Source organism: Shewanella sp. SM21 (assembly GCF_025654335.1).
GTDB lineage: Bacteria > Pseudomonadota > Gammaproteobacteria > Enterobacterales > Shewanellaceae > Shewanella > Shewanella oncorhynchi.
The window spans coordinates 261,527-285,840 of record NZ_JAKKRL010000002.1 but is presented as its reverse complement, the minus strand read 5'-3'; the positions used below and the strand labels follow the sequence as shown (position 1 = coordinate 285,840).

Annotated in this window: 21 protein-coding genes and 3 tRNA genes; 10 read left to right on the top strand and 14 right to left on the bottom strand. The window is 45.4% G+C overall.

All coding sequences use genetic code 11. From position 1 onward, the window contains the following. Positions 1-7 precede the first annotated feature (7 nt). Complete coding sequence (locus L5L94_RS03350; protein ID WP_113940492.1) at positions 8-928, top strand: YvcK family protein; 921 nt, start codon at positions 8-10, stop codon at positions 926-928. Positions 929-1,041: 113 nt separating this feature from the next. Here L5L94_RS03350 and L5L94_RS03345 read toward each other — a convergent pair whose 3' ends face one another. From L5L94_RS03345 to L5L94_RS03325, 5 genes are all read right to left on the bottom strand, one after another. Beyond that, positions 1,042-2,235 carry an amino acid aminotransferase gene (locus L5L94_RS03345; protein ID WP_263161140.1) on the bottom strand — a complete coding sequence of 398 codons (1,194 nt, stop codon included), beginning with the start codon at positions 2,233-2,235 and terminating at the stop codon, positions 1,042-1,044. Positions 2,236-2,627: 392 nt separating this feature from the next. Further along, positions 2,628-2,714, bottom strand: a tRNA-Leu gene (locus L5L94_RS03340). A gap of 49 nt (positions 2,715-2,763) precedes the next feature. Next, a tRNA-Cys gene (locus L5L94_RS03335) sits at positions 2,764-2,837 on the bottom strand. A 24-nt stretch (positions 2,838-2,861) separates the two neighbouring features. After that, positions 2,862-2,937, bottom strand: a tRNA-Gly gene (locus tag L5L94_RS03330). A 373-nt stretch (positions 2,938-3,310) separates the two neighbouring features. Then, positions 3,311-4,744, bottom strand: coding sequence for a glyceraldehyde-3-phosphate dehydrogenase (locus L5L94_RS03325; RefSeq protein WP_028759978.1), 1,434 nt, complete (start codon positions 4,742-4,744; stop codon positions 3,311-3,313). Between the two features lie 203 nt (positions 4,745-4,947). Here L5L94_RS03325 and L5L94_RS03320 point away from each other — a divergent pair, with 203 nt between their 5' ends. Together L5L94_RS03320 and gap are read left to right on the top strand one after the other, a co-directional pair. Next, positions 4,948-5,847 carry a DUF2989 domain-containing protein gene (locus tag L5L94_RS03320; RefSeq protein WP_263161137.1) on the top strand — a complete coding sequence of 300 codons (900 nt, stop codon included), beginning with the start codon at positions 4,948-4,950 and terminating at the stop codon, positions 5,845-5,847. Between the two features lie 201 nt (positions 5,848-6,048). After that, entirely contained in the window at positions 6,049-7,059 is a 1,011-nt protein-coding gene (gene gap, locus L5L94_RS03315; protein ID WP_006081590.1) for a type I glyceraldehyde-3-phosphate dehydrogenase, read from the top strand. Between the two features lie 159 nt (positions 7,060-7,218). Here gap and nadA read toward each other — a convergent pair whose 3' ends face one another. From nadA to astE, 5 genes are all read right to left on the bottom strand, one after another. After that, on the bottom strand, positions 7,219-8,301 hold the full coding sequence (nadA, locus tag L5L94_RS03310) for a quinolinate synthase NadA (protein WP_173244924.1): 1,083 nt from the start codon (positions 8,299-8,301) through the stop codon (positions 7,219-7,221). A 132-nt stretch (positions 8,302-8,433) separates the two neighbouring features. Continuing rightward, positions 8,434-10,047 (bottom strand): dihydrolipoyllysine-residue acetyltransferase, encoded by a 1,614-nt coding sequence (locus tag L5L94_RS03305; protein WP_173244927.1) that lies wholly within the window; start codon positions 10,045-10,047, stop codon positions 8,434-8,436. A 9-nt stretch (positions 10,048-10,056) separates the two neighbouring features. Next, positions 10,057-11,034 carry an alpha-ketoacid dehydrogenase subunit beta gene (locus L5L94_RS03300; protein WP_028759982.1) on the bottom strand — a complete coding sequence of 326 codons (978 nt, stop codon included), beginning with the start codon at positions 11,032-11,034 and terminating at the stop codon, positions 10,057-10,059. A 3-nt stretch (positions 11,035-11,037) separates the two neighbouring features. Continuing rightward, entirely contained in the window at positions 11,038-12,216 is a 1,179-nt protein-coding gene (locus L5L94_RS03295; RefSeq protein WP_113939702.1) for a thiamine pyrophosphate-dependent dehydrogenase E1 component subunit alpha, read from the bottom strand. A gap of 162 nt (positions 12,217-12,378) precedes the next feature. Next, entirely contained in the window at positions 12,379-13,413 is a 1,035-nt protein-coding gene (gene astE / locus L5L94_RS03290) for a succinylglutamate desuccinylase (protein ID WP_173244928.1), read from the bottom strand. 330 nt (positions 13,414-13,743) lie between these two features. Here astE and msrA point away from each other — a divergent pair, with 330 nt between their 5' ends. Then, positions 13,744-14,223, top strand: a complete 480-nt coding sequence (gene msrA, locus L5L94_RS03285; RefSeq protein WP_028759985.1) for a peptide-methionine (S)-S-oxide reductase MsrA — start codon at positions 13,744-13,746, stop codon at positions 14,221-14,223. A 117-nt stretch (positions 14,224-14,340) separates the two neighbouring features. On the opposite strand, the gene pgm is transcribed toward msrA, so the two are convergent. Beyond that, a complete protein-coding gene (pgm, locus tag L5L94_RS03280; protein ID WP_173244935.1) occupies positions 14,341-15,993 on the bottom strand; it encodes a phosphoglucomutase (alpha-D-glucose-1,6-bisphosphate-dependent) in 1,653 nt (550 codons plus the stop codon). 73 nt (positions 15,994-16,066) lie between these two features. Beyond that, positions 16,067-16,609 carry a replication initiation negative regulator SeqA gene (seqA, locus tag L5L94_RS03275; RefSeq protein WP_173244937.1) on the bottom strand — a complete coding sequence of 181 codons (543 nt, stop codon included), beginning with the start codon at positions 16,607-16,609 and terminating at the stop codon, positions 16,067-16,069. A 298-nt stretch (positions 16,610-16,907) separates the two neighbouring features. Between seqA and L5L94_RS03270 the strand changes: the two genes are divergently transcribed. From L5L94_RS03270 to efp, 6 genes are all read left to right on the top strand, one after another. After that, the gene (locus L5L94_RS03270; RefSeq protein ID WP_173496693.1) at positions 16,908-17,684 is read left to right on the top strand and encodes an alpha/beta fold hydrolase; all 777 of its coding nucleotides are present in this window, start codon (positions 16,908-16,910) and stop codon (positions 17,682-17,684) included. A gap of 101 nt (positions 17,685-17,785) precedes the next feature. After that, positions 17,786-18,007 (top strand): DUF2788 domain-containing protein, encoded by a 222-nt coding sequence (locus L5L94_RS03265; RefSeq protein WP_006081578.1) that lies wholly within the window; start codon positions 17,786-17,788, stop codon positions 18,005-18,007. Positions 18,008-18,017: 10 nt separating this feature from the next. Beyond that, positions 18,018-18,290 carry a LexA regulated protein gene (gene ybfE, locus L5L94_RS03260; protein ID WP_006081577.1) on the top strand — a complete coding sequence of 91 codons (273 nt, stop codon included), beginning with the start codon at positions 18,018-18,020 and terminating at the stop codon, positions 18,288-18,290. A 54-nt stretch (positions 18,291-18,344) separates the two neighbouring features. Then, a complete protein-coding gene (gene fldA, locus L5L94_RS03255; protein WP_006081576.1) occupies positions 18,345-18,872 on the top strand; it encodes a flavodoxin FldA in 528 nt (175 codons plus the stop codon). An 86-nt stretch (positions 18,873-18,958) separates the two neighbouring features. Continuing rightward, positions 18,959-20,140 carry an elongation factor P maturation arginine rhamnosyltransferase EarP gene (gene earP / locus L5L94_RS03250; RefSeq protein WP_028759989.1) on the top strand — a complete coding sequence of 394 codons (1,182 nt, stop codon included), beginning with the start codon at positions 18,959-18,961 and terminating at the stop codon, positions 20,138-20,140. Positions 20,141-20,185: 45 nt separating this feature from the next. Continuing rightward, positions 20,186-20,746 carry an elongation factor P gene (gene efp, locus L5L94_RS03245; RefSeq protein ID WP_105252465.1) on the top strand — a complete coding sequence of 187 codons (561 nt, stop codon included), beginning with the start codon at positions 20,186-20,188 and terminating at the stop codon, positions 20,744-20,746. A 132-nt stretch (positions 20,747-20,878) separates the two neighbouring features. On the opposite strand, the gene L5L94_RS03240 is transcribed toward efp, so the two are convergent. Together L5L94_RS03240 and L5L94_RS03235 are read right to left on the bottom strand one after the other, a co-directional pair. Next, entirely contained in the window at positions 20,879-22,213 is a 1,335-nt protein-coding gene (locus L5L94_RS03240) for a glutamine synthetase family protein (protein ID WP_173244944.1), read from the bottom strand. A 296-nt stretch (positions 22,214-22,509) separates the two neighbouring features. Further along, complete coding sequence (locus tag L5L94_RS03235; RefSeq protein ID WP_113939692.1) at positions 22,510-23,892, bottom strand: Na+/H+ antiporter NhaC family protein; 1,383 nt, start codon at positions 23,890-23,892, stop codon at positions 22,510-22,512. Positions 23,893-24,314: the final 422 nt, after the last annotated feature.

Genomic DNA, 24,314 nt, shown 5'->3' with positions numbered 1-24,314 from the left:
AACCCAGATGCAGCATTTGATGTTAAATCAATTTGAACGTGTCGTCGCCATCGGCGGAGGCCATGGTTTAGGCCGAGTATTATCCTCGCTCGATTTTTTAGGCAACCGCCTTACAGGGATTGTCGCCACCACTGATAATGGCGGTTCTACTGGTCGACTGAGAGCCGAACAAGACTGCATTGCTTGGGGTGATTTACGTAACTGCTTATCCCATTTAGCTAATCGTCCTTCCGTTGGCTCGCAATTGTTTGAATACCGTTTCCAAGGAGCCACTGAACTCAGTGGCCATAATTTAGGTAATTTAATCTTACTGGCTCTTGATCAACTCTGCGTTCGTCCATTAGAAGCGGTTAATCTCATCCGTAACTTACTTAAGATAGAAACCCAACTTATTCCCATGTCAGAGCAGCCCACTCACTTAGTGGCCCTGCAAGCTTGTGGCAGTAAAGTCTTTGGGGAAATTAATGTCGACAGTATGAATGAAGCGCCCATCGCGCTCTGCCTTGAGCCACAGGTCGATGCCACCTTTGAAGCCTGTGAGGCCGTTCGGCACGCAGATTTAGTTATCCTAGGCCCTGGCAGCTTCTTAACCAGTATCATGCCGCCACTGCTGTTACCTAAGTTCGCGAAAAGCCTCGCTGCAACTAAAGCGCAGGTGATCTTTATCGATAACCTTGCCGAAGAGGCCTCACCCGCGGGTCGGTTTAGCATTGAGCAACGTATCGCTTGGTGTCACCAAGTGATTGGTAAGCCCATTATTCACAAAGTACTTCGCCACGGTGAACAAACGCGTTTAGGGCCACTGATTAACTATTTTCCGTTGAAGAATCGCCATAATCCCAATCTACATGATCAAGCTAATTTATTAGATGCATTAAGCGCCCTGCTGCGACTCAATGATCTCACTCAACAACCGCTTGCCTGCTAGCTCTGACCTGTTAATCATTCAATCGAAATAATAAAGGACAGCAAATGCTGTCCTTTATACTGTAAAGCTAAAAGGAATGTCCCTTTAGTCTGTCTATAAGGCTGCAATAACCATTACAACACTTGTGCTATGGCTTTACAGATGACAGGCATATTCGTCTTAGTCATGCCTGCAACGCTAATGCGTCCAGAGCCGACAATATAAACACCAAATTCGTCTTTCAAACGTGCCACTTGGGCTTTGTTTAAACCTGAGAAACTGAACATGCCATTTTGGCGAGAAATAAAACTGAAGTCCTGAGTCACGCCCTCAGCCTTTAAGCTATCAACAAACAGAGTACGCATTTCGGCGATACGTTCACGCATCTCTTTGACTTCCTGCACCCACATGGCTTTCAGAGCTGCATCATTTAATATCGTGCTGACGATCAGTGCGCCGTGGGCTGGCGGATTAGAATAATTGGCGCGTATGGTACGTTTCACTTGGCTAAAAGCACGTACGGCAGCATCAGCATCTTCAGCCACCACAGTCACGGCGCCAATACGCTCGTTGTATAGACCAAAGTTTTTAGAGAAAGAGTTAGCGACCAGCAACTCAGACACTTTAGACGCGACTAAACGCAGACCTGCCGCATCTTCTTCAATGCCAGCACCAAAACCCTGATAAGCAAAGTCAAACAGTGGCACGAGTTTCTTATCAGCACACAATTGAGCAACAAGTTCCCATTGCGCCAACGTTAAATCGATACCCGTTGGGTTATGGCAGCAACCGTGTAGCAGCACGACATCGTCCGCATTGGCGTGAGACAAGTCAGTCATCATGGTATCGAAATCGATGTCATGGGCTTCTGCTTTGTAATAACCGTACTCTTTAACCGTTAAACCCGCCGTTTCAAAAATATTTTGATGGTTGGCCCACGTTGGATTGCTCACCCAAATAGTGTGCGAATCGGTATTACGCAGTAAAAACTCAGCAGCAATACGCAGTGCTCCTGTACCACCAGGTGCTTGCGCTGTGGCAGCACGGCCAGAAGAAATTAATGCACTGCCTTCGCCAAACAACAATGTTTGTACTACACGGTTATAAGCTTGAACGCCTTCAATGCCTAAGTAGTTTTTGGTCTTCTCTTGCTCAAGTAAAATGGCCTCGGCTTTTTTCACTGAAGCCAGAACGGGAGTCTGTCCTGCCTCATCCTTATAAATGCCAACACCAAGATTAACTTTATCCTGACGCGGATCAGCTTTAAAGGTATCGGTTAAACCAAGAATTGGATCAGCGGGTGCGAGTAATACTTGAGAGAAAATCATGACTACGTATCCTAATATGCGCGTGTAGGGGAAATTTCGGCTTATTTATACCACTGTCTTTAAGGGGGTAATAGCGACTTAAGTCCCTTCTTAGGGAAATTATTACACTATTGTCGATTCAATAATAAAAAGTACATTTTATTACGCAATTATTAGCCAAATAGTGAAATTACTTAAATAAAGCGATTTACAACATCTAGATCACAAAATCACTCAGTTTTATATTGTAGAAAAGAAACAGGTCAGAAGTCGCAATACTGAATGAATAAAATAGTGGGCTTGGGCCTAACCAATCTATAGCTGTAGTGATACTAGATTAAGAATCATGAAATGTGGGTGTAGAAGTTATAAAGCAAAAAAGCCCTGACATCAGTCAGGGCTTTTCTGTTTTTTGGTACCCGAGGCCAGACTTGAACTGGCACGCTGTTACCAGCGAGGGATTTTAAATCCCTTGTGTCTACCGATTCCACCACTCGGGCAAACTCTTTATATTAACGACGGGAATCGTGTCATTAATACTTTAATCTATGGAGGCGCGACCCGGAGTCGAACCGAGATCGACGGATTTGCAATCCGCAGCATAGCCATTCTGCCATCGCGCCCAAACTGCCAAATTTATTAAAATTTGGAGCGACATATCGGGTTCGAACCGATGACCTATACCTTGGCAAGGTATCGCTCTACCAACTGAGCTAATGTCGCCTATCATTGCGCTTAATCATTTGAACTCATGCTCGGCATGCTTTCCCCTGACTGCGGATTGGCATTCTACCGATTTAGACCTCAGAGTCAATCAACAATTTTTAAAAAATGATCTAAGCCGTATCGTTTGCCCAATAAACCGCCACACCTCAGTAAAGTTGATGTTTCATTCATCAATTTAGGCTTTGTACCGATACTGATGCCGATGCTACCGCTAATTAAACGCGGCAGATAAACAAGGGATCATGGTGAGCTATGGAGTCGAGTCCAATAAAATTGTAGAAGTATAGAAAAACAAAAGCGCCCTATTGGGCGCTTTATTCAAAGGTTAAGCAAAGTCATTAATCACTCGAGCAAAACCTACGTGGGCAATTTACGCAGGTAGAGATAGCGTCGTTAAACCTAACATCGTTTGCATTACGCCAACCACTTGGCAACTGTAACCAAATTCGTTGTCATACCATACATAAAGAATGGCACGCTTGCCTTCTGCAATAGTCGCTTGTGAATCAACCACACCCGCGTAGCGAGAACCGACTAAATCGCTCGATACAATCTCAGTAGAGTCTGTGTAGTCAATTTGATTTTGCAGTGGTGATTGTAGCGCCGTATCTTTCAGATACTCGTTAAGCTCATCTTTACTGGTCTCAGCATTCAGGTTCATGCTGATGATCGCCATAGAGACGTTAGGCGTCGGCACACGAATCGCGTTACCAGTTAACTTACCAGCTAATGCAGGTAAAGCTTTAGCAACCGCTTTTGCTGCACCCGTTTCAGTGATCACCATGTTTAATGGTGCACTACGGCCACGACGGTCAGCGGTATGATAGTTATCAATCAGGTTTTGATCGTTGGTATAAGAATGAATCGTTTCAACGTGACCATTCTCGATACCATATTTATCATTCACAGCTTTCAGTACTGGCGTAATAGCATTGGTGGTACAACTCGCCGCTGAAACGATAATGTCTTCAGGGGTAATATCGCCTTCGTTCACACCGTAAACAATGTTCTTAATCGCGCCTTTTGCAGGAGCCGTCAGTAATACTTTGCTGGCACCTGGGCTCTTAAGGTGTAAACCAAGACCCGCTTCATCTTTCCAAATACCTGTATTATCAACAATCAATGCATCATTGATGTCGTATTTAGTGTAATCCACTTCGTCGGGTGAATTAGCATAGATCACTTGGATATAAGTGCCGTTGGCTATGATGGCGTTGTTCTCTTCGTCAACTTCAACAGAGCCATTGAAAGGGCCATGGACTGAGTCACGACGCAGTAAACTCGCGCGTTTTTCTAAATCGCCTTTCTTACCGCCACGTAAAACGATAGCGCGTAACCTTAACTTATTGCTGCGACCTGTGCGTTCAATCAGCAAGCGTGCCAATAAGCGACCGATACGGCCAAAACCATAAAGCACGACGTCACGCGGTGCGACATCATCGGCATGGTCGATAGCATCGGCCAATTCTTTTGCCATATAGCTTTCAATTTCGCTGACATCAGTATGGTCGCGCCAGTAATTGACAGCGAGTTTACCAATATCCACTTTACATTGTTTAACTGCGAGTTTGCTCAAAGCTTGAACGAAGGGGAAACTCTCGCGTAAACGCAATTTTTCACCGACATGACGACGAACTAAACGGTGCGCTTTAATGATTTCAATCGTAGAAGCATTGAGTAACGGCTTGCCGTAGACCACGACTTCAACGCCTTGGTTACGGTACAACTTGCCTAACAAAGGCTGCATCGCCTCTGCCATTTCAAAACGTTCTTGCCAACTTTGTAGGTGTTTATCAGCGCTCATTTACAGATCCTTTATCTCACTTTTCAATAAAATGTACTGAAAGGTTTGAGTAACATGACGAAAAGACCAATAATCTAATGCGGGTTTTAGGGAAAACCCTGTTTTGGTCGGCGCCATTGTAATGAAAGTCGCGCTTTGTTGCCAGTAAGATATTTTCTGTAAATCTGTAATTTTATTAGAAAAATTATCGTTTGGAGAGTGTTTTGAGACAAAATCTAGTAATAATTACATCATTTACCTTAGGGATGAGCTTTTTCGGTCTTTTCGGTTGTGATAATGACCGAAATATCTCAGTAATTTGTAAAAATAATCCTGAAATTTGTGCCGATTTGCATAAGGACAGCTGGTGTTTGACTGAAAAGACCAAACTTATCCAAAACCGCTACAAGTTAAAAGACAACGAAAACCTCACAGGTAAGCAGCTCTACTCACAATTAACCTACCTTGAGGATTACAGCCGTTGTATTGAACTCGCCTCTGGCGTTCAGCATATCATCCACACCAATCGCACAGCAGATAGAGCCAGAGCCTTTAGACTAAGCACTCAAAATTTAAGTTTACTACAAGATCAAACCCGTGAACGGCAAGACCCTTTTATGTCTTATTACCAATGGACTCGCTTTGGCGATACCGCAGCGTTAAATAGATTATTAGAACAGGAAAACGCCGGCGAAGTGACTGACCCCTTTCTACTTGCCCAAGTCGCAACCTATTACAGCAATCGAAATGCCATCAAAGCGCAACAACTCTATCTTAAAGTCTTTGCGGAGATCCATTACGATGATTTCGACGTTAACTGGTTACTTGGGCTCGCATCTGCCTATCGCCAGCAACAAGTTTTAGATAAATCCTATATGCTGACGAAAGCAAATTTACTACTTACGCAGCAGAAGTATTCTGAGGAAAAAATGCTAGCCTTGCTCGGTGGCAATAAAACGCTGGCGACTGAACTCGATCTAAAAGCCCAAGCCCTTATCGATGTGCTAAAAAAGGGCACTTATTCTATGAGTCCAGTAAGACAATGGCTTGATCCTCAAGCGGTTGCCCAAGCGCCAACTGCAACTGAGGTGGTGCCGCCTGCGCCTGTCGAAAAAGTAAACTAAGCAACTGATGGCAAAATGTTTGCCATCTTGTAATTTTTTACCCAATTAACGCGTGAAAAATGGCGATTTCGCGACCGATGTAAAAAAAATACCTAATTTGTTAATCAAGACAGCGGTAAAATGCCGATTTAACTTGACGATAGCTGTCAGTTTGGTAATTTTACTACCAGTTGAATTTTATAATCACCAGAGGGATATGAGATGACTATCCGTGTAGCAATAAATGGCTATGGCCGTATCGGTAGAAACGTATTACGCGCCTTGTACGAAAGCGAAAAAGCTTATCCAATCAAGATTGTCGCTATTAATGATTTAGGCGACGCTTCAATCAACGCTCACCTGACAAAATACGATTCTGTTCATGGTCGTTTCAATGCGAAAGTTGACCATGATGCCGAAGCTATTTATGTGAATGGCGATAAGATCCTCACTTTCCAAGAACGTGATCCTGCAAAACTACCATGGGCTGAGTTGCAAGTAGACGTGGTGTTCGAATGTACCGGTATCTTCACTTCTAAAGAAACCGTTCAACCACATTTAACCGCTGGCGCGAAGAAAGTGATTATTTCTGCTCCAGGTAAAAATGTGGATGCCACAGTTGTTTACGGTGTGAACAACAACGTGCTGACCTCAGACATGACAGTGATTTCAAATGCTTCTTGTACAACAAACTGTTTAGCCCCTTTTGCTAAGCCGTTAAATGACGAGATTGGTATCGAATCAGGCCTGATGACCACCATTCACGCTTATACCAACGATCAACGTTTATCTGACGTGTACCACACAGATTTACGTCGTGCCCGTGCTGCGGCACTGTCAATGATCCCAACTAAAACTGGCGCAGCAGCTGCTGTAGGTTTGGTTGTACCTGAATTACAAGGTAAATTCGACGGTTTAGCGGTTCGTGTACCTACAGTTAACGTATCACTCGTGGATTTATCTTTCATCGCTGCCCGTGATACGACAGTTGAAGAAGTGAATGCCATTATCGAACGCGCTGCCAGCGTTGCGCCATTGAGCGAAGTGTTAGCGGTAAACAAAGAGCCATTGGTGTCTATCGACTTTAACCACAATGCGTTTTCTTCAAACTTTGACGCAACTCAAACCCGTGTAAACGGTCGTTTAGTGAAAGTGATGTCTTGGTATGATAACGAGTGGGGATTCAGTAACCGTATGTTAGATAACGCGGTTGCACTGATGAACGCCAAGTAAGCGTAAAGTAATCTAGTCATTAGATCCCGCGTTACTCAATCAAGCCTCGCATTTGCGAGGCTTTTTATTGCCTTAGTTTTAATAAAAACAACAGACATAAAAAATCCCCACGCTATGGTAGGGATTTTTATTAGGCTGAAGAAAAGCTAAATAACGCGCTTAGGCATTACCCTTCACTTTCATATTCAGTGTCTTGGCAAAATCCAGCATACGCGTCAGCGGAATAAGCGCCTTAACTCTTAAGTCTTCATCTACAAAAATCTCATGGGTGGTTTTATCGCTGTCGGCGAGTGACGCTTCAATTGCCTGCAAACCGTTCATCGCCATCCAAGGACAGTGGGCACAGCTCTTACAGGTTGCGCCATTTCCGCCCGTTGGCGCTTCAATTAAAATTTTACCTGGCGCCGCCTGCTGCATTTTATAAAAAATGCCGCGATCGGTTGCCACGATAAAACGCTCATTCGGCATGGTCTGCGCCGCTTTAATCAGCTGACTGGTCGAGCCAACAGCATTGGCCATCGCCACCACACTGGCTGGCGACTCAGGATGCACAAGAATAGCTGCATCTGGGTAAACGCTTTTCATATCGCGCAGCGCATTAGATTTAAACTCGTCATGAACAATACAATCGCCCTGCCACATCAACATGTCGGCGCCCGTCTGTTTGGCAATATAGCTGCCTAAATGACGATCGGGTCCCCAAATGATCTTTTTACCTTCACTGTCTAAGTGCTCAACGATTTCGAGAGCAATACTTGAGGTCACCACCCAATCGGCACGCGCTTTAACCGCAGCCGAGGTATTGGCGTAAACCACCACAGTATGATCTGGGTGCGCGTCGCAGAAAGCGCTGAACTTATCGATTGGACAACCTAAGTCCAATGAACAGGTCGCTTCAAGGGTCGGCATTAAAATGGTTTTTTCTGGGCTTAAAATCTTGGCGGTTTCGCCCATAAACTTGACCCCAGCAACGATTAAGGTTTTTGCTGGGTGATCGCGGCCAAAGCGCGCCATTTCTAAGGAGTCTGAAACGCAGCCGCCAGTCTCTTCGGCGAGGGCTTGGATTTCAGGATCGGTATAATAGTGGGCAACCAGAACGGCATCTTTTTCAATGAGCAGTTGTTTGATCCGCGCCTTATAATCGGCTTTTTGCGCATCGGACAAAGGCACTGGTTTAGGCGGAAACGGGTAATCAATGGTTTCTATTGTTGGAGCAAATGGGCTGGGGGCTAACTGACTCATAACACATCCATCAGGATAACTACGTTCGGGAATTATACGTAATCGGGATCAAAAGATTAACCCATTTGTGCAAAGCAAATAAAAAAGGACGCTTTTAGCGTCCTTTTAGTGTCAGTTATTCGTGCCAGCGGCTTAGCGCATCGCTAATAACATCTCTTGTGGCTGCTCAAGATACTGTTTCCACAGATTACAGAAGCGAGCAATGGTGCCGCCATCGATCACTCTATGGTCACCTGACCAGCTCACTTGCATGATTTGGCGAGCTTCGACTTCCCCTTTCGCGTTAAAGCGCGGTAGGGTTTGCAACTTACCTAAGGCCACAATCGCCACCTCAGGTTTGTTGATAATAGGCGTCGCCACTGTGCCACCTAAAGCGCCAATGTTAGAAATAGATATAGTGCCGTCTTTCAGATCCGCTGGCGCCACGCGGCCGCTACGGGCTGCTTGGGTCAGGCGGGTGATTTCTGCGGCCACTTCTAAAATGCTCTTGTCCTGCACATCTTTGATGTTGGGCACCAAGAGACCGACTTTAGAATCCACCGCCATGCCGATATTGTGACGCGCCTTATAAGTCAGTTCAGTGCAATCCGCATTCACTTGACTGTTCATCACAGGGAACTGACTTAACGCGAGCGACATTGACTTCATGAAGAAAGGCATCATGGTCAGCTTCACTTCATCAGACGAATACTTCACTTTCATGCTTTCACGCAGTGCAACTAAGTCTGTTAAATCAAACTCTTCACAATAGGTAAAGTGCGGAATGCTCGACACAGATTCCACCATCATGCGTGCCATCACAGCTTTTACGCCGCGGATAGGCTCAACCGTGTCAGCGCGTTGAGTCACTGTAGATGTTGGGACTTGGGTTTGAGATGCTTGAGTCGCTTGAACTGACGCCTCTTTTACCTGAGCCACACTTGGAGCAGAAACATTGCTCGCGCCTTGTTGGAAGCGAGTGATGTCTTCCTTATACACACGGCCGTGCTTTCCTGTGCCAGGTACTTGGCTCAAATCGATATCTAACGACCGCGCCATACGGCGAACTGCGGGGCTGGCTAAGGCTTTACCTTGACGAGCAGGCTCTGCACTCACAGCCTGCGCTGCAGGTGCCGCATTATCTGTATTTGTTGTCGCTGCAGGTGCAGAAGCCGCCTGTTCAACTTCAATGGCAAATAAAGGCGCATGCACTTTGGCAAGCTGACCTTTGCGATAATGCAGTTTGGCTATTTTACCCGCTTTAATGGCAGGAATTTGCACCAGCGCTTTATCTGTCATCACGTCGGCAATCGGTTGATCTTCCTCAACCCAATCACCTTCACTCACCAACCATTCGACTAGCTCACATTCAACTATGCCTTCGCCGATATCTGGTAGCAAGAATTCTTCAATGCTGACAGACGAACTGGATGACGTGGTCGCGTTTGTGACTGCCACTGGCTCAGCAGCTTTTGCGATTGTCGCAGCTGCAGCCGCAACAGATTCTTCGCCCGCGATTTCAACGGCACCTTCAATTTGTACGGCATAAAGCGGCGCATGCACTTTCGCAATATCGCCCTTGGCGTAATACAGCTTAGTGACTACGCCAGCAAAAGGCGCAGGGATTTGCACTAAGGCTTTGTCTGTCATGACATCGGCAATCGGCTGATCTTCAACGACTGTGTCGCCTTCTTTGACCAACCATTCAACCAACTCACACTCCACAACACCTTCGCCAATATCCGGCAAAATAAAATCTTTAATCATACCGGACTCCTAGAAGGTCACTGATGCTTTGATGGCTTCAAACGTTTTGAATGCATCTGGCATGTATTCTTTTTCATGAATGAGTGGGTACGGGGTATCTAAACCACAAACGCGGCTGATGGGTGACTCTAAATACAAGAAGCATTCTTGCTGAATCGTCGCCGCTATCTCACCAGCAAAACCACCGGTTAATGGCGCTTCATGGTTAACCAGTAAACGTCCGGTCTTTTTGACTGAATCGGCAACGGTATCGATATCCCAGGGTGACAAGGTGCGTAAATCGATAACTTCACAGGAGATCCCTTCTTTAGCGGCCATGTCGGCGGCTTTTTCAAGGATTTCCATTTGCGCGCCCCACGCCACTAAGGTGATGTCTTTACCTTCGCGAACCACTTCAGCCTTACCCAGTTCAATTTCATAATCGCCCGCTGGCACTTCGCCAACCGATGCACGATATAAACGCTTAGGCTCAAAGAAGATCACCGGATTTTTGTCACGGATTGACGCCAACAGCAGACCTTTGGCTTGCTCAGGGTTACGTGGCACCACCACTTTTAATCCCGGTGTCTGGGTAAAATAAGCTTCGGGTGATTGAGAGTGATAATGGCCGCCCGCGATACCGCCGCCATAGGGCGTACGGAACACTAATCCACCGACATCGAACTCATTACCGCTACGGTAACGGAACTTAGCCGACTCGTTAACGATTTGATCAAACGCCGGAAAGATATAATCGGCGAATTGAATTTCAGCCACGGCGGTCATGCCATTTGAGGCTAAACCATTGGCAAAACCGGCAATACCTTGCTCTGTCAGCGGCGTATTAAAGCAGCGAGCGCGACCGAATTTTTCTTGAAGACCGGAGGTGGCGCGAAATACCCCGCCAAAGTGGCCCACATCTTCACCAAAAACCACCATGCGTTCATCGGCTTGCATGGCAATCGACAAGGCCTCATTGACGGCCTGTAACATATTCATTTCAGCCACGGCTTATAGTCTCCCTGCACTTTTTGGATAGGCTTGCGGATATTTCTTGATATGTTCTTTAAGCTCGGCGAGTTGCTTTTTCAGCACTGGCGTCGGCTTGTCGTACACATCTTCAATAATTTCATCCAGCATAGGCACAGGAATTTTTTCAGCCACTTTTACCGCAGCCAATACTTCTTCACGATATTTTTCATGCAGTTTCACATCATCCGCTTCAGCCAACCAACCTTTGTTGATAAGCCATAATTTGAAGCGTTTAACCGGATCGTGTTGCTGCCACTTGGCTTCTTCATCTTTCGAGCGATAACCAGAGGGGTCGTCTGAAGAAGAGTGCGCGCCGAGACGATAAGTCATGGCTTCAATCAGCACAGGCGCATTATGCTCAATCGCATAGGCGCGGGCTTGCTGAGTTGCGGCTAACACGGCCAACATGTCATTACCATCAACACGAATGGTGTGCATGCCATAACCGACACCACGGCTGGCAATACCGTTACCGGCAAACTGCTCTTCAGTGGGGGTAGAAATCGCGTAGCCATTGTTACGACAGAAGAAAATCACTGGGCATTTCAGTACCGCGGCCATGTTTAGGCCAGCATGAAAATCCCCTTCCGATGCAGCGCCTTCGCCAAAATAACAAACCGCGACTTTGCGCTTACCTTGCATTTTTAAGCTGTAGCCCACACCAGTCGCCTGCGGGATTTGCGTGGCTAACGGTGAAGAAATCGTTTGATAATGCAATGCCGCACTACCGTAATGGATTGGCATTTGTCGACCTTTACCAAGATCTTTCTCGTTACTGAACATCTGATTCATAAACTGTTCAGTGGTAAAGCCGCGATAACGCAGCGCCGCATGCTCGCGATATTGCGCGAGGATCACATCTTCTTGATCGAGTGCGGCCACACTGCCGACAATCGCCGCTTCTTCACCCGTACAGGTCATGTAGAAGCTGATGCGCCCTTGACGCTGGGCGCCAAGCATACGTTCATCAAGTACCCGAGTGAATACACAGGTATCGTAAATTTTAGTGGCTAAGGTTTCATCTATCACAGGCAAAACCGCGGTTTCATAAGTGGTGCCGTCGGCTTGTAGAATTCGAAGGATAGGAATGTGTAGCGATGCCTTATCCAAGAAGCCGACACGGTGCACTGTATCAGTGTTGAGTGTTGCTTTGCTCATATTGTGCTCTTGTTATCTCATTACGCATCAAAGCGTTTTGATGCGTCTGTTTATACGAATATGCCCGACGAACATTACGTTAACGTAAACTACCTATCAACCATTGGCATAGCTCAAACCACAAGTTATCCCTGCCACGCATGTATATATTGCTTTACAAGCCTAACGCACGTCCGCATTCACCGCAGGGATCAGGCAAATCACAGTGCGATTGCCAATAGGCACTTTGGCATTAGGGAACACGACAGACTCAAACTCGTGCTCCACTTTAATTTCTTGCCCACCTTCCCGCGCTAAAACAAAGCCCTTCGGGAAAGATCTGAAGTTTTCGACATCTGTTGCGAAGGTAAATTCAAAATCATCGAAATGTTTATTGATGACGCGGCACACTTGGTACAAGTTAACCTTATCGGCATCAAATGCATCCAGCGCCAACGGCTTAGCGGTGATCAAGCGCATGAACATTTCATGGGTGGCGATAAAACGCGTCATGTCGTTCTGCCCCATGGGATACACTTTGCCAAGCTCAATGGTAAAGGCATCGGCACCGTAGCGTTCAGAGGAAAAATAGCTGAAGGTCGTGGTCGGTTCGTGGTGGAAAAGTACTGTATCGACGCCGCTTGCGGCTAAAAACATAATTTGCTCGCCGCTAAAGGCGCGCCCAGGACGATAGGGATAGATAGCGAACTTTTCATGCTTCGAGGCGCGCATCGCCGTGTGCAGATCATAATGGATGCGCTGACGTCCATCGGCAACCGCAGTATAAAAACGATCGACATAGGCTTCGAGTTTTTTCGCGCGTACTCGCTCAGGGTTCACTAACCCTGGTGGATTGGAATGCTCACCACTAAAGAGACGATTCATGTTTTCGTCAATAATCCGCGTGCCGTTATTAATCGCTAATGGGTTACCAATGAGAAATAAAGTGCGCTGCTTTGCGATGATCTTTTGCTGTAGAAGTTGTTTAATTAAGCTATTGCAGAGTTCAATGGGCGCGGTCTCGTTACCGTGAACACCGCAGGAAAGCACAATATCTTTTCCTTCATTCTTTACTGGTTCGAAAACAATAACACCGGTATCCCACACTTCCACTTGAGTATGATCGCCTAAGTTAAATGAAAATTCGCCATCGAACTGTTCAGGATGGGCTAAGGTGAGCGCTAAAAAATCCTTTGAATCTAACAGAGCTTGTAACACAGAATTCTCCTTATAATGATGTGTAACAGTATTGGCGCAATAGCATAAGTACAGGCAGTAATAACCACTTAAGCATTTATCTCACCGCGGTTAGTCTCACTCGCACCTAAAAAACGGCTTCAATACTAACACATGTTTTTAGTGCTGTTCTCAGACATTTATTGCCGTAGGACCCAGTTTTAAGCGGAATGACATTCAACTAAGCTGATTGTTAAATTCTTAGGACATTCCCTAAGAATTTCCCATGATAAATATTCCAGCTTGAGGCTTGCTTTTGCACTCAAGTTTTATCACAATCCTTAGCCATCTAGACTTCTATTGGATTTAATTATGGCGTTAGCAACCTTTGGTGCCGGCTGTTTCTGGGGCGTAGAGTATTTTTTTAGACAAGTGAACGGCGTATCGAATGCCACCTGCGGCTATATGGGCGGCAATAATGCGGCGACAACCTATGAAGAAGTCAAAAAAGGCAAAACGGGCCATGCCGAAGTGGTGCAAGTGGAATTCGATCCCGCCCTTGTCAGTTATGAAGACTTGCTCGATGTATTTTGGAAAAACCACAATCCAACGAGTCTGAACATGCAAGGCGGAGATATTGGCACCCAATATCGCAGCACCATTTTCTTCCACGACCGTGAGCAAAAAGCGGCCGCAGAAGCCTCAAAATTAGCTTTTGCCCGCTCAGGTCGTTGGGGATTACGCCATATCGTCACTGAAATTGTGCCATTGCAACAGTTCCATGTTGCTGAGGAATATCATCAAAATTACATCGATAAGAATAACTTACCGAGTTGTCATATCGAATACTAAGTACGGTCAAATCAGTATTAGATCAACTACTCACAGCTGAATTAGACACAAACAAAAACGCACTCAAATCTGAGTGCGTTTTTTTATTTTGAGGCGTTAGCTAAACCTACTACTGGATTAAGCGTTTAGCGCCTTATCAATTAATGCCTGCGCATCTTTGATGATCTCAGCTAAATGTTGCTCACTGATAAAACTTTCGCCGTAGATCTTAAATAACGCTTCCGTGCCCGATGGACGCGCCGCAAACCAACCATTCGCCGTAGTCACTTTGATGCCACCAATGGCCGCATTATTGCCCGGCGCATGGGTTAACACGTTTTCGATTGACTCACCCGCAAGCACAGTGGCATTTAAGGTTTCAGCATTCAATAACGCAAATTTGGCCTTGTTTTCAAGACTGATTGGGCTATCGATACGCTTATAAAAGCTTTGGCCAAATTGTTTTACTAACTCTTGGTGACGCTGACCTGGGGTTTTACCTGTCACCGCAAGGATCTCTGCCGCAAGTAACCCTAGAATAAAACCGTCTTTATCCGTACACCAAGTAGAGCCATCACGGCGTAAAAATGCCGCGCCAGCACTCTCTTCACCGCCAAAGGCGATTGTGGCTTCGGCTAAACCATCGACAAACCACTTAAAACCCACTGGCACTTCGAGTAACGTTTTGCCGTGGAAAGCACAAATTTTATCGATAAGCGCACTCGATACTAAGGTTTTACCTATGGCTAAGGTATCGCTCCAATCTGGTCTGTGTGTCAGTAAATAATCGATAGCGACCGCAAGATAATGATTCGGATCCATCAAACCCGTACCAGGGCAAACGATGCCGTGACGGTCATAGTCAGGATCATTACCAAGGCATAAATCAAAGGATTCTTTATGGGCGAGTAAACCTGCCATCGCATAGGGAGACGAGCAATCCATGCGGATTTTGCCGTCTTTATCCAGCGGCATAAAGCTAAAGCTTGGGTCAACTTTATCATTAACTAAGGTGATATCGAGCCCATAACGTGCGGCAATCGGTGCCCAGTAGAAAATCCCTGAACCACCGAGCGGATCAACACCGATATGCAGCTTAGCCTTAGCAATCGCCTGCATGTCGATAACATTTTCTAAATCAGCCACATAGGGTGTAATCAAATCAATGGCGTTGACATAGCCTGATGCCAGCGCTTCGGCATACGCTAATTTTTGCACGCCAGCTAACGCTTGGCGCAAGTAATCATTGGCTCGCGATTCAATCCAAGCCGTGATATTACCTTCAGCAGGTCCGCCATGGGGTGGATTGTACTTGATGCCACCATCCTGAGGAGGATTGTGGGAAGGCGTAATGATCAAACCATCGGACAATGCAGCACCCGTAATATTGGCTTCGCGATTGGCGCAAATCACCCCATGGGAAACCACTGGCGTAGGTGTAAATCCGTCGTTCTGTTGGATTTTCACTGTGACTTTATTTGCCGCCAGCACTTCAATTGCCGACAAATAGGCTGCATAGGATAACGCATGGGTGTCAATCCCAAGGATCAGCGGCCCATCGATATTTGCCGATTGACGGTAGTCCACTACAGCTTGGGTAATCGCCCAAATGTGTTGTTGGTTAAAACTGCCATTGAAGGCGCAGCCTCTGTGCCCAGAAGTGCCAAAGGTGACGCGTTGTTGTACGTCATCCATATTTGGCGTGATGCTGTAATAATGGCTCATCAGTTTTGGAATATTGACCAGATCCGTCTGATTAGCGATTTGTCCTGCCCTTTGATGTATTGCCACCGATGGCTCTCCTGCACTCAATTACAATTAGAAAAAGTAGAAAAATGTCGTACTAACTTGGCTCATCCGCCGATTAAACGCGCTCGGAGATACCCGCTGCTACTGTCGCATCACAACCAAATTGCACTAAAACTTCCGATAAAATAGTGCGTTTCTTGGCGGTATTGTTGTTACTCGTTACCCAGAAACCACTTGTACCAATTTCTTTTGGGTTAGCCGAAGCACTCGCTTCGAGCAGTTGCTCCTTAGAGCGAGCAAAATACAAACGATCGCGCCCTTGGATCTGCAAAATTTGTGAGAATTGCTCTGGGGCTAATTGATACAAACTTTCGAGCAAAAACAGAAAACGACCTACTGCGCCTTTTTGCTGCGATAACTGATGTTCATCGACTAAGCGACTAAAATCATTCACTGCTGGCACTGTTTGCGCCGCGATAGGCTGAATAGGTTCAGCTTCAAGGCTCGGTTGGCTAATCGCCAAAGGCTGGGGTTGTTCGACCGCATCGACGGACAGGCCGAGTAATCGACGAAGAATGTCAGAGGCGCTCTCACCAATACGTTCTGTTTTGCTGGCAATATGACGATAGAGCTCTTCATCTACTTCGATATATTTCATAACCTTAATTATCCTTTGTTATTCGACAGGCTTAACCGAAAAAAGTTTACCACAGCGATCGGGGCAGATCATTGCGATCTGTTACCAGTGTATCTATCTCTATCAATCTGATAAAGCGCCATTATTCTAAAAGTGCGGGAAATAGCACAGCAAACTAGCAGTTAATCGACAATTGCCGAAAAAGCACACAAGTTACTGGCCGCCCCCACTATAGAAATGGCAACTGACTTGTCAAGCCAACGGCATTAAGGGCACAATTCGCGTCACGCTAAGCTAAAAATCTCCAACAGGAATCACCATGAACTTTGTTTCCACAGGCCAAGGACCCGCAGTGCTCTTGATCCACGGCTTGTTCGGTAATCTAGATAACCTCAAAGGTCTAGGGCAAGTATTAGAAAATCAGTATCAAGTTATTCGTGTCGATGTGCCCAATCATGGTTTAAGTGAGCATTGGGATCAAATGGACTACCCTCGTCTGGCCACTGCAATGATCAGCTTGCTCGACGAACTGGCTATTGAACGCGCCCATATTGTGGGTCACTCCATGGGGGGTAAAATCGCCATGGCGACGGCGTTAGCCTTTCCAGAGCGCATTATCAGTATGGTGGCAGCCGATATCGCCCCCGTCGCCTATGAGCCAAGACACGACACAGTGTTTGCGGCATTAGAAAGCCTGCCCTTAGAAGGCCATACCGACAGACGCTTTGCCCTAAACCATTTAATTGACAATGGTATTGACGAAGCAACGGCACAATTTTTACTCAAAAATCTACAACGCACGGATACTGGCTTTCGTTGGAAAATGAACTTAAGTGGCCTAAAGGCTTGTTATCCTAATATTATTGGCTGGCAAAATCAGACACTAAATCCAGTACAAAGCTATGCTGGACCAAGTCTGTTTATTCGCGGCGGCGACTCAAATTATGTCACTAGCGAGCACAGAAGCGCTATCATGGCGCAATTCCCCGCGGCACAGGCAAAAACACTTGAAGGATGTGGTCATTGGTTGCATGCGCAAAAACCCGTCATTTTTAACCGGATCGTGTCTGAATTTATTGACAAACATTCAATGTAAATCAGCAGCAAACTCGACCGAAAGCATATGGCAGCCGCCATCTTGTTGTGATATATTCGCGCCTCTTTTGGCCTTAGAACACTCTCAAGGACTAAGAAAGTATGTTATCTCAGTACATGGAACAAATTGAAACCATCGGCCTGAACCTGTTTTTTGCCTCGATATTTTTCTTTATCGGCATGGCCATCCACGATGTGCTTAAACAAGGTAACGTGCCAAAATTTGGTCGATTTATTGTTTGGTTAGTGTTATTTCTCGGCTGCGCCGGGTTTATTGTAAAAGGTATTATCCAGATCACTTGGGAAGGCTCAGGGATCGGTTAACAATAAGAACATGGCAAAAGAAGCGACAGACAGAACCACTATTGACCTTTTTGCCAACGAAAAGCGCCGGGGCCGACCACGTAGCAATCCTTTGTCCCGTAGCCAACAGCTTAAGGTCAACAAACGCAATCAAATCCAGCGCGATAAAGCCAACGGATTAAAGCGAATAGAGTTAAAGGTGTCACAAGATTTGTATGACGCCTTGAATGAGCAGGCATTGGCCAGTAACATCAGCCGTAGCCAGTTAATCGAATTAATTCTTCAGCAACAAGTTGAGTGCTGAACGAGTACCAGCAAGATTAACCTAATAAGTGAACTAGACATTAAAGGATAGACAATGGCAACTGTAGGTCTTTTTTTCGGTAGCGACACAGGTAACACCGAAGCTGTAGCCAAGATGATCCAGAAAAAACTGGGTAAAAAAATGGTTGAGGTGAAAGATATCGCCAAAAGTACCAAAGAACAGATTGCAGAGTATGACTTGCTGCTGTTCGGCATCCCGACCTGGTATTACGGTGAAGCGCAATGTGACTGGGATGATTTCTTCCCTGAATTAGAGCAAATTGATTTTACTGACAAACTTGTCGCTATTTTTGGTTGTGGTGATCAAGAAGATTACGCTGAGTACTTCCTTGATGCCATGGGCATGGTTGGCGATATTGTTCAGGCCCGTGGTGGTATCATCATCGGCCATTGGCCAACTGCAAGCTACAATTTTGAAGCCTCTAAAGGTCAAGTCGATGACGACCACTTTATTGGTTTAGGTATCGATGAAGATCGCCAGCCAGAGCTGACTGAAGAACGTGTTGATGCTTGGGTTAAGCAAATTTACGAAGAAATGTGTTTAGCTGAATTAGAAGATTAATTCTGTTAACCATTTGATTAAAGCGGCTTTAACGCCGCTTTTTTTATGCATATATTTCTGACTAAGAATAACGACATACCACACTCATGAGCAACACACCTCGCTCCAATCATTGGGATATTTTTTGCACCGTCGTTGATAACTATGGCGATATTGGCGTCACTTGGCGTTTAGCCAAACAAATAGCCAATGAGTATCAGATCCCCGTTAATTTGTGGGTCGACGACCTCGCAAGCTTCTCGCATATCTTACCGACACTCGATCCACTAAAAGCCACTCAAACCTTCAATGGTGTGAATATTATTCATTGGAAAGAGCCTTTACCTATAGAGTTTGTCGCAGGAGCAGTGCTCATCGAAGCCTTTGCCTGTGAACTCCCCGAACAGGTAAAAGAGCAGCTGGCTTATTTACATCAGAACGCCCCAAAATCTGTACCTGTTTGGCTGAATTTAGAGTATTTAAGCGCAGAGGATTGGGTTGAAGGCTGCCATGGTTTGCCATCGTTACAAGCCAATGGTTTGAAAAAGTATTTCTACTTTCCCGGTTTTAGCGCCAAAACGGGTGGACTCATTTGCGAGCAAAATTTGTTTGCAGAGCGTGATGCTTGGCAAGCTGATACTGCCAATAAATTGCAGCTTTTTACTGATCTAGGTCTTAAGGACATTCAGGCACAAGACACAGTGATTAGCGTTTTTAGCTATGAGACCGAGGCGCTACCCGCATTATGTGAGTTATGGCAGCAATCGGTAGAAAAAATCCATGCGCTGCTCCCAAAGGGGCGTAGCTTAAACAGTCTGACACATTTACTGCCCTGTGAGATTGCCGATCTAGTGCCGGGTCAACAGATAAATCATGGTAATTTAACCCTGCACATTTTACCTATGACAGACCAACAGGGGTTTGATCGCCTGCTCTGGAGCTGTGATTTTAATATCGTGCGCGGTGAAGATTCCTTTTTACGTGCCCAATGGGCCGCAAAACCCTTCATTTGGCACATTTATCCCCAAGAAGATGATTATCACCTCGTAAAATTAGAAGCTTTTCTCAAACTTTACTGCGATAATCTGCCACCTAAAATTGCTTGTTATTGGTCTGAATTGAATCTCGCGTTCAACCAAGCACAGCAATCAGCCGTGAGCCTTCACTGGCAAAACCTTAATCCTGTTAATTTGCCCTTGTTGCATCACCATGCTAAACAATGGCCAATTAATGCATTAAATGCTGCAGATCTCGCTACTCGACTAGTTCAGTTCGTTAAAAACAGCTAAGATACTGCGCGAAAACAGAAAAATCTAAATATAGGAAATAGTGTAATGAAAACTGCTCATGAAATCCGTCCTGGTAACGTGATCATGTTAGATGGCAGCCCATGGGTTGTGCAGAAAACTGAAACAACTCGTTCTGGCCGTAACGCTGCTATCGTTAAGTTAAAGTTGAAAAACTTACTGCTTAACTCTGGTACTGAAACGACTTTCAAAGGTGAAGATAAGTTAGAAGACATCATCTTAGATCGTCTTGACTGCACATATTCTTACTTTGCAGATCCTATGTTTGTATTCATGGATGCAGAATACAACCAATACGACGTAGAAGCTGAAAACCTAGGTGATGCAGCGGCTTATATCGTTGATGGTATGGAAGAAACTTGCCAAGTGACTTTCTATGATGGCAAAGCTATCTCTGTTGAAATGCCAACCACTATCGTACGTGAAGTGATCTACACTGAGCCTTCAGCTCGTGGCGATACTTCAGGTAAAGTGATGAAGCCAGCGACTATCACTGGCGGTGGCACAGTGAGTGTTGCTGACTTCGTGAAAGTAGGCGACAAAATTGAAATCGACACTCGTACTGGTGAATTCAAGAAGCGCGTTTAATCGCCCTTCTCGTTTCCAGACACAGAAAAGCCAGTGCTTGCACTGGCTTTTTTGTTGCTGTTTTTTTAGTGATGTGTCGAGTCACTCAAGGGAATAGGTGTTATCCAGCAAAATCCCCTCATTAAATAAGCGTTAGCATTGCGGCCCTAAGAAACGTCGCTCCCAAGCCCCTATCTCACTCAAATAACTTTGGAATTCAATTTCCTTCACCGATACAAAGCCAGTGACAAAATCGTCCCCGAGTAAGCGTCGTGCCGAATCACTTTGGCGCATTTGCGTTAACGCAGCTAAAAATGTCTGCGCTAGGTCATGGCTGCTATCGTAGGCGCTCCCTGTTTCTGGTGCACTTGGCGATAATTTTTCTTCCATTCCGGCAAGGCCCGCAGCCAAAGATGCGGCAATCATCAGGTACGGATTAGCATCGGCGCCCGCAATACGATTCTCTACCCGTCTCGCTACAGGAGCACTTAATGGCACACGTAAGCCAGTGGTGCGATTATCAACGCCCCAACTTAAATTAATCGGCGCTTGACTGCCGGAAATATAACGTCTAAATGAATTGATATTGGGTGCGAATAACAACATTAAATCAGGTAGATACTTTTGTAATCCGCCGATGTAGTGGTGAAAACGGTCAGTGTCGCTACCATCAGCATGGCTGAAAATATTATTACCTTTATCATCGATGACACTTTGATGTAAATGCATAGAACTGCCGGGTTGCCCCGCTATGGGTTTTGCCATAAAAATTGCATTCAAGCCATGTTTAATGGCGATTTCTTTCGCCGCGTATTTAAACATAAAGGCTTGATCCGCTAAGGCCAGCGGATCGCCATGCACTAGGTTAATTTCATATTGCGATAGCCCCATTTCATGGATCCAAGTATCACCTTTAATCCCAATCGCATCGATGGCGGCATTAAACTCATCCCAAAATGGTGCGAGTTCATTGAGCATATTCATGCTAAACGCGGATTGACCATTTTCAGCTCGGCCACTTTTTGAAATGGGTGCCTGATACGGCACACTCGGATCGGTATTCGATTCAGTCAGATAAAACTCAATCTCAGGGGCCACCACGGGCGTTAACCCAAGGGCTTGGTAACGGGCCAATACATTTTTTAACATAGAGCGCGGCGCAAATGGACATAAATTGCCATCCAGTAATACGCAGTCATGGATGGCAAATGCGCGCGGCACTGTGCTCCATGGGATCATCTTGAGAGTGCTGTAATCGGGGACGAGTAAAAGATCAGGATCAGCATCAGGGAAAACAGGATCGTAGGAATACTCACCGGTAATCGCCTGCATCGAAATCGCTTGGGCAATACGTAATTCAGCACCCTGAGCAAAACTTCGGGCTGGCATAAGCTTTCCCCTTGGATAGCCTGAAATATCAGGGAATAAACATTCGACATCACGTATTGTGCCGTGCTCGAAAAACGCAGTAAGAAGAGTTGAGTCCATTTGATTCGTTTGCCACTAATGTTGAAAATAATGCCCTGAAGGATGCAAAGTATAATCAGGCTTTGATTTGAAAAGCTACATGGCGACGATGAAATATGTAAAATATAAATGACAATTCCGTAAAATATAATTTGACATCAGTTGGAAATCTTCATTTAGCAGTGTAATCGTGTTTATCCTAGTTCAAGCCTCATCACTCTTTACTCACCTTTTACTCATTCTAGCCGCCGAACCCCATTACGGCAGACATAAAAAAACCAGCCGTAGCTGGTTTCTTATATTAATCGTGACAGAAGTTATGCAATCACAATAAAGCCGATAAATGCTATTACTGCTGCGATAAGTGCATAAGGTAACTGAGTCACAGCATGGCTCACTAAGTTACAACCTGAGCCTTGGGCGGCCAATACGGTTGAATCTGAGTAGAAGCACGCTTGGCTACCAAATGATGATGCGGACAATAAGGCACCAATGACTAATGGGATGTCCGCCCCAACGGCTTGCGCTAATGGCATCACGATAGGAATCGTCACGGCAAATATACCCCAGCTCGAACCTGTGGCAAACGCGAGTATAGCCATAGATAAGAACACTACCGCAGGCAGCAATTTAGGTGTCATAAATGGGCTTAATGATTCAATGACATACTGCGGCAGTAACAACTGATCGCACACATCCTTAAACACAAACGCCGCAATCACAGTGCTAATGGCCGGTAGCATGCTTTTAAAGCCATCGATCATTTGGTCCATCATCTCTGAAAATGGCATCAAACGCTGCACTGCATAATAAGGAATCGTGATAACTAAGGTCGCCAGCAAGCCTTTCCACACGTCGATATCAAAGTACACGGTAAAGGCAACTAACAAACCAATAGGCACTAAAAAGTTATGCAGTTTGCCCTGATTATCGGCGTGCTTAAATTCCTCTTCTATGGCTTTAACCGCATATTCATCCGAAGTTTGCACTTGGTCGAAATCCACTTGCGCTTCAGCGGGTTCACCTTGGGCAGCGCGCAGCTGCGCAGTCTTCATTGGACCAATAGCGGGCACAATACCTAATGCGACAAGTAGCACCATAGCCACAGCTAACCAAGCATAAAGCATGTAAGGAATGGCTTGCATATAAACTGCAATGCCTTGACCTTCGGCTGCCACACCGTTATCCACCAGTAATCCACCAAAAAATACCGCCCAAGTCGATAATGGCACTAATACGCACACGGGCGCGGCGGTGGAGTCCACGACATAGGCGAGCATTTCACGGGACACTTTAAATTTATCCGTTACACGCTTCATGGTTTCACCCACGGTCAACGCATTGAGATAGTCATCGATAAAAATCACGATCCCAAGGATAAAAGTCATTAATAGGGAAGATTTAGGTCCTTTCGCCAATTTAAGTGCATTGCGCCCAAACGCTAATGCGCCGCCAGTTCGTACTAAAAGTGCGATGAGCGCGCCAAAACCACCACACACCAGAATCAACCAACCTATGGTTTCATCGGCCATAACCTTCAATGACACACTAGCAAAATTGTTTAAGACTTGACTGGGATCGAGTAACAGGAAACCGGTTACCGCACCTATGATCAAAGATAAAATAGGACGGCGTAACCAAATAGCTAACACCAATACCACCAAAGGTGGAATGAGACTTAACGCTGTCGGTTCAGACATGCACTTAGGTCCTCTAAATAAATCGCCTAAAAGGCAAATGGTTTTAGAATAACGTCTGAAATCAACACGATTTAGAACGTCAACACAGCTGCTTCATGATGACTAACCCTGAAGATAAAACCCGCGAATTGCTTGCTATCTAAGGTGCCTTGCCAAAAACATCGCGCAGAAAATAAAGCGCATCGAATATTGAGTCAACTATAAATTTAACTTGATAGAAAATAAATTTATTTCCCGCGAGACAATTTTACATAACAGTATAATCTAGAAGACTTTTAACGCGATTGTAACTTAAACATTTATGATCTTCTTAGCTTAATAAGCATTCAATAAATATGCCTAATTATCACAAGATAAAATGCCGCAGCATAAGTTTACCTTATCAAAAATATCTGATTAAAAATCAACCATTAAGTATCAGC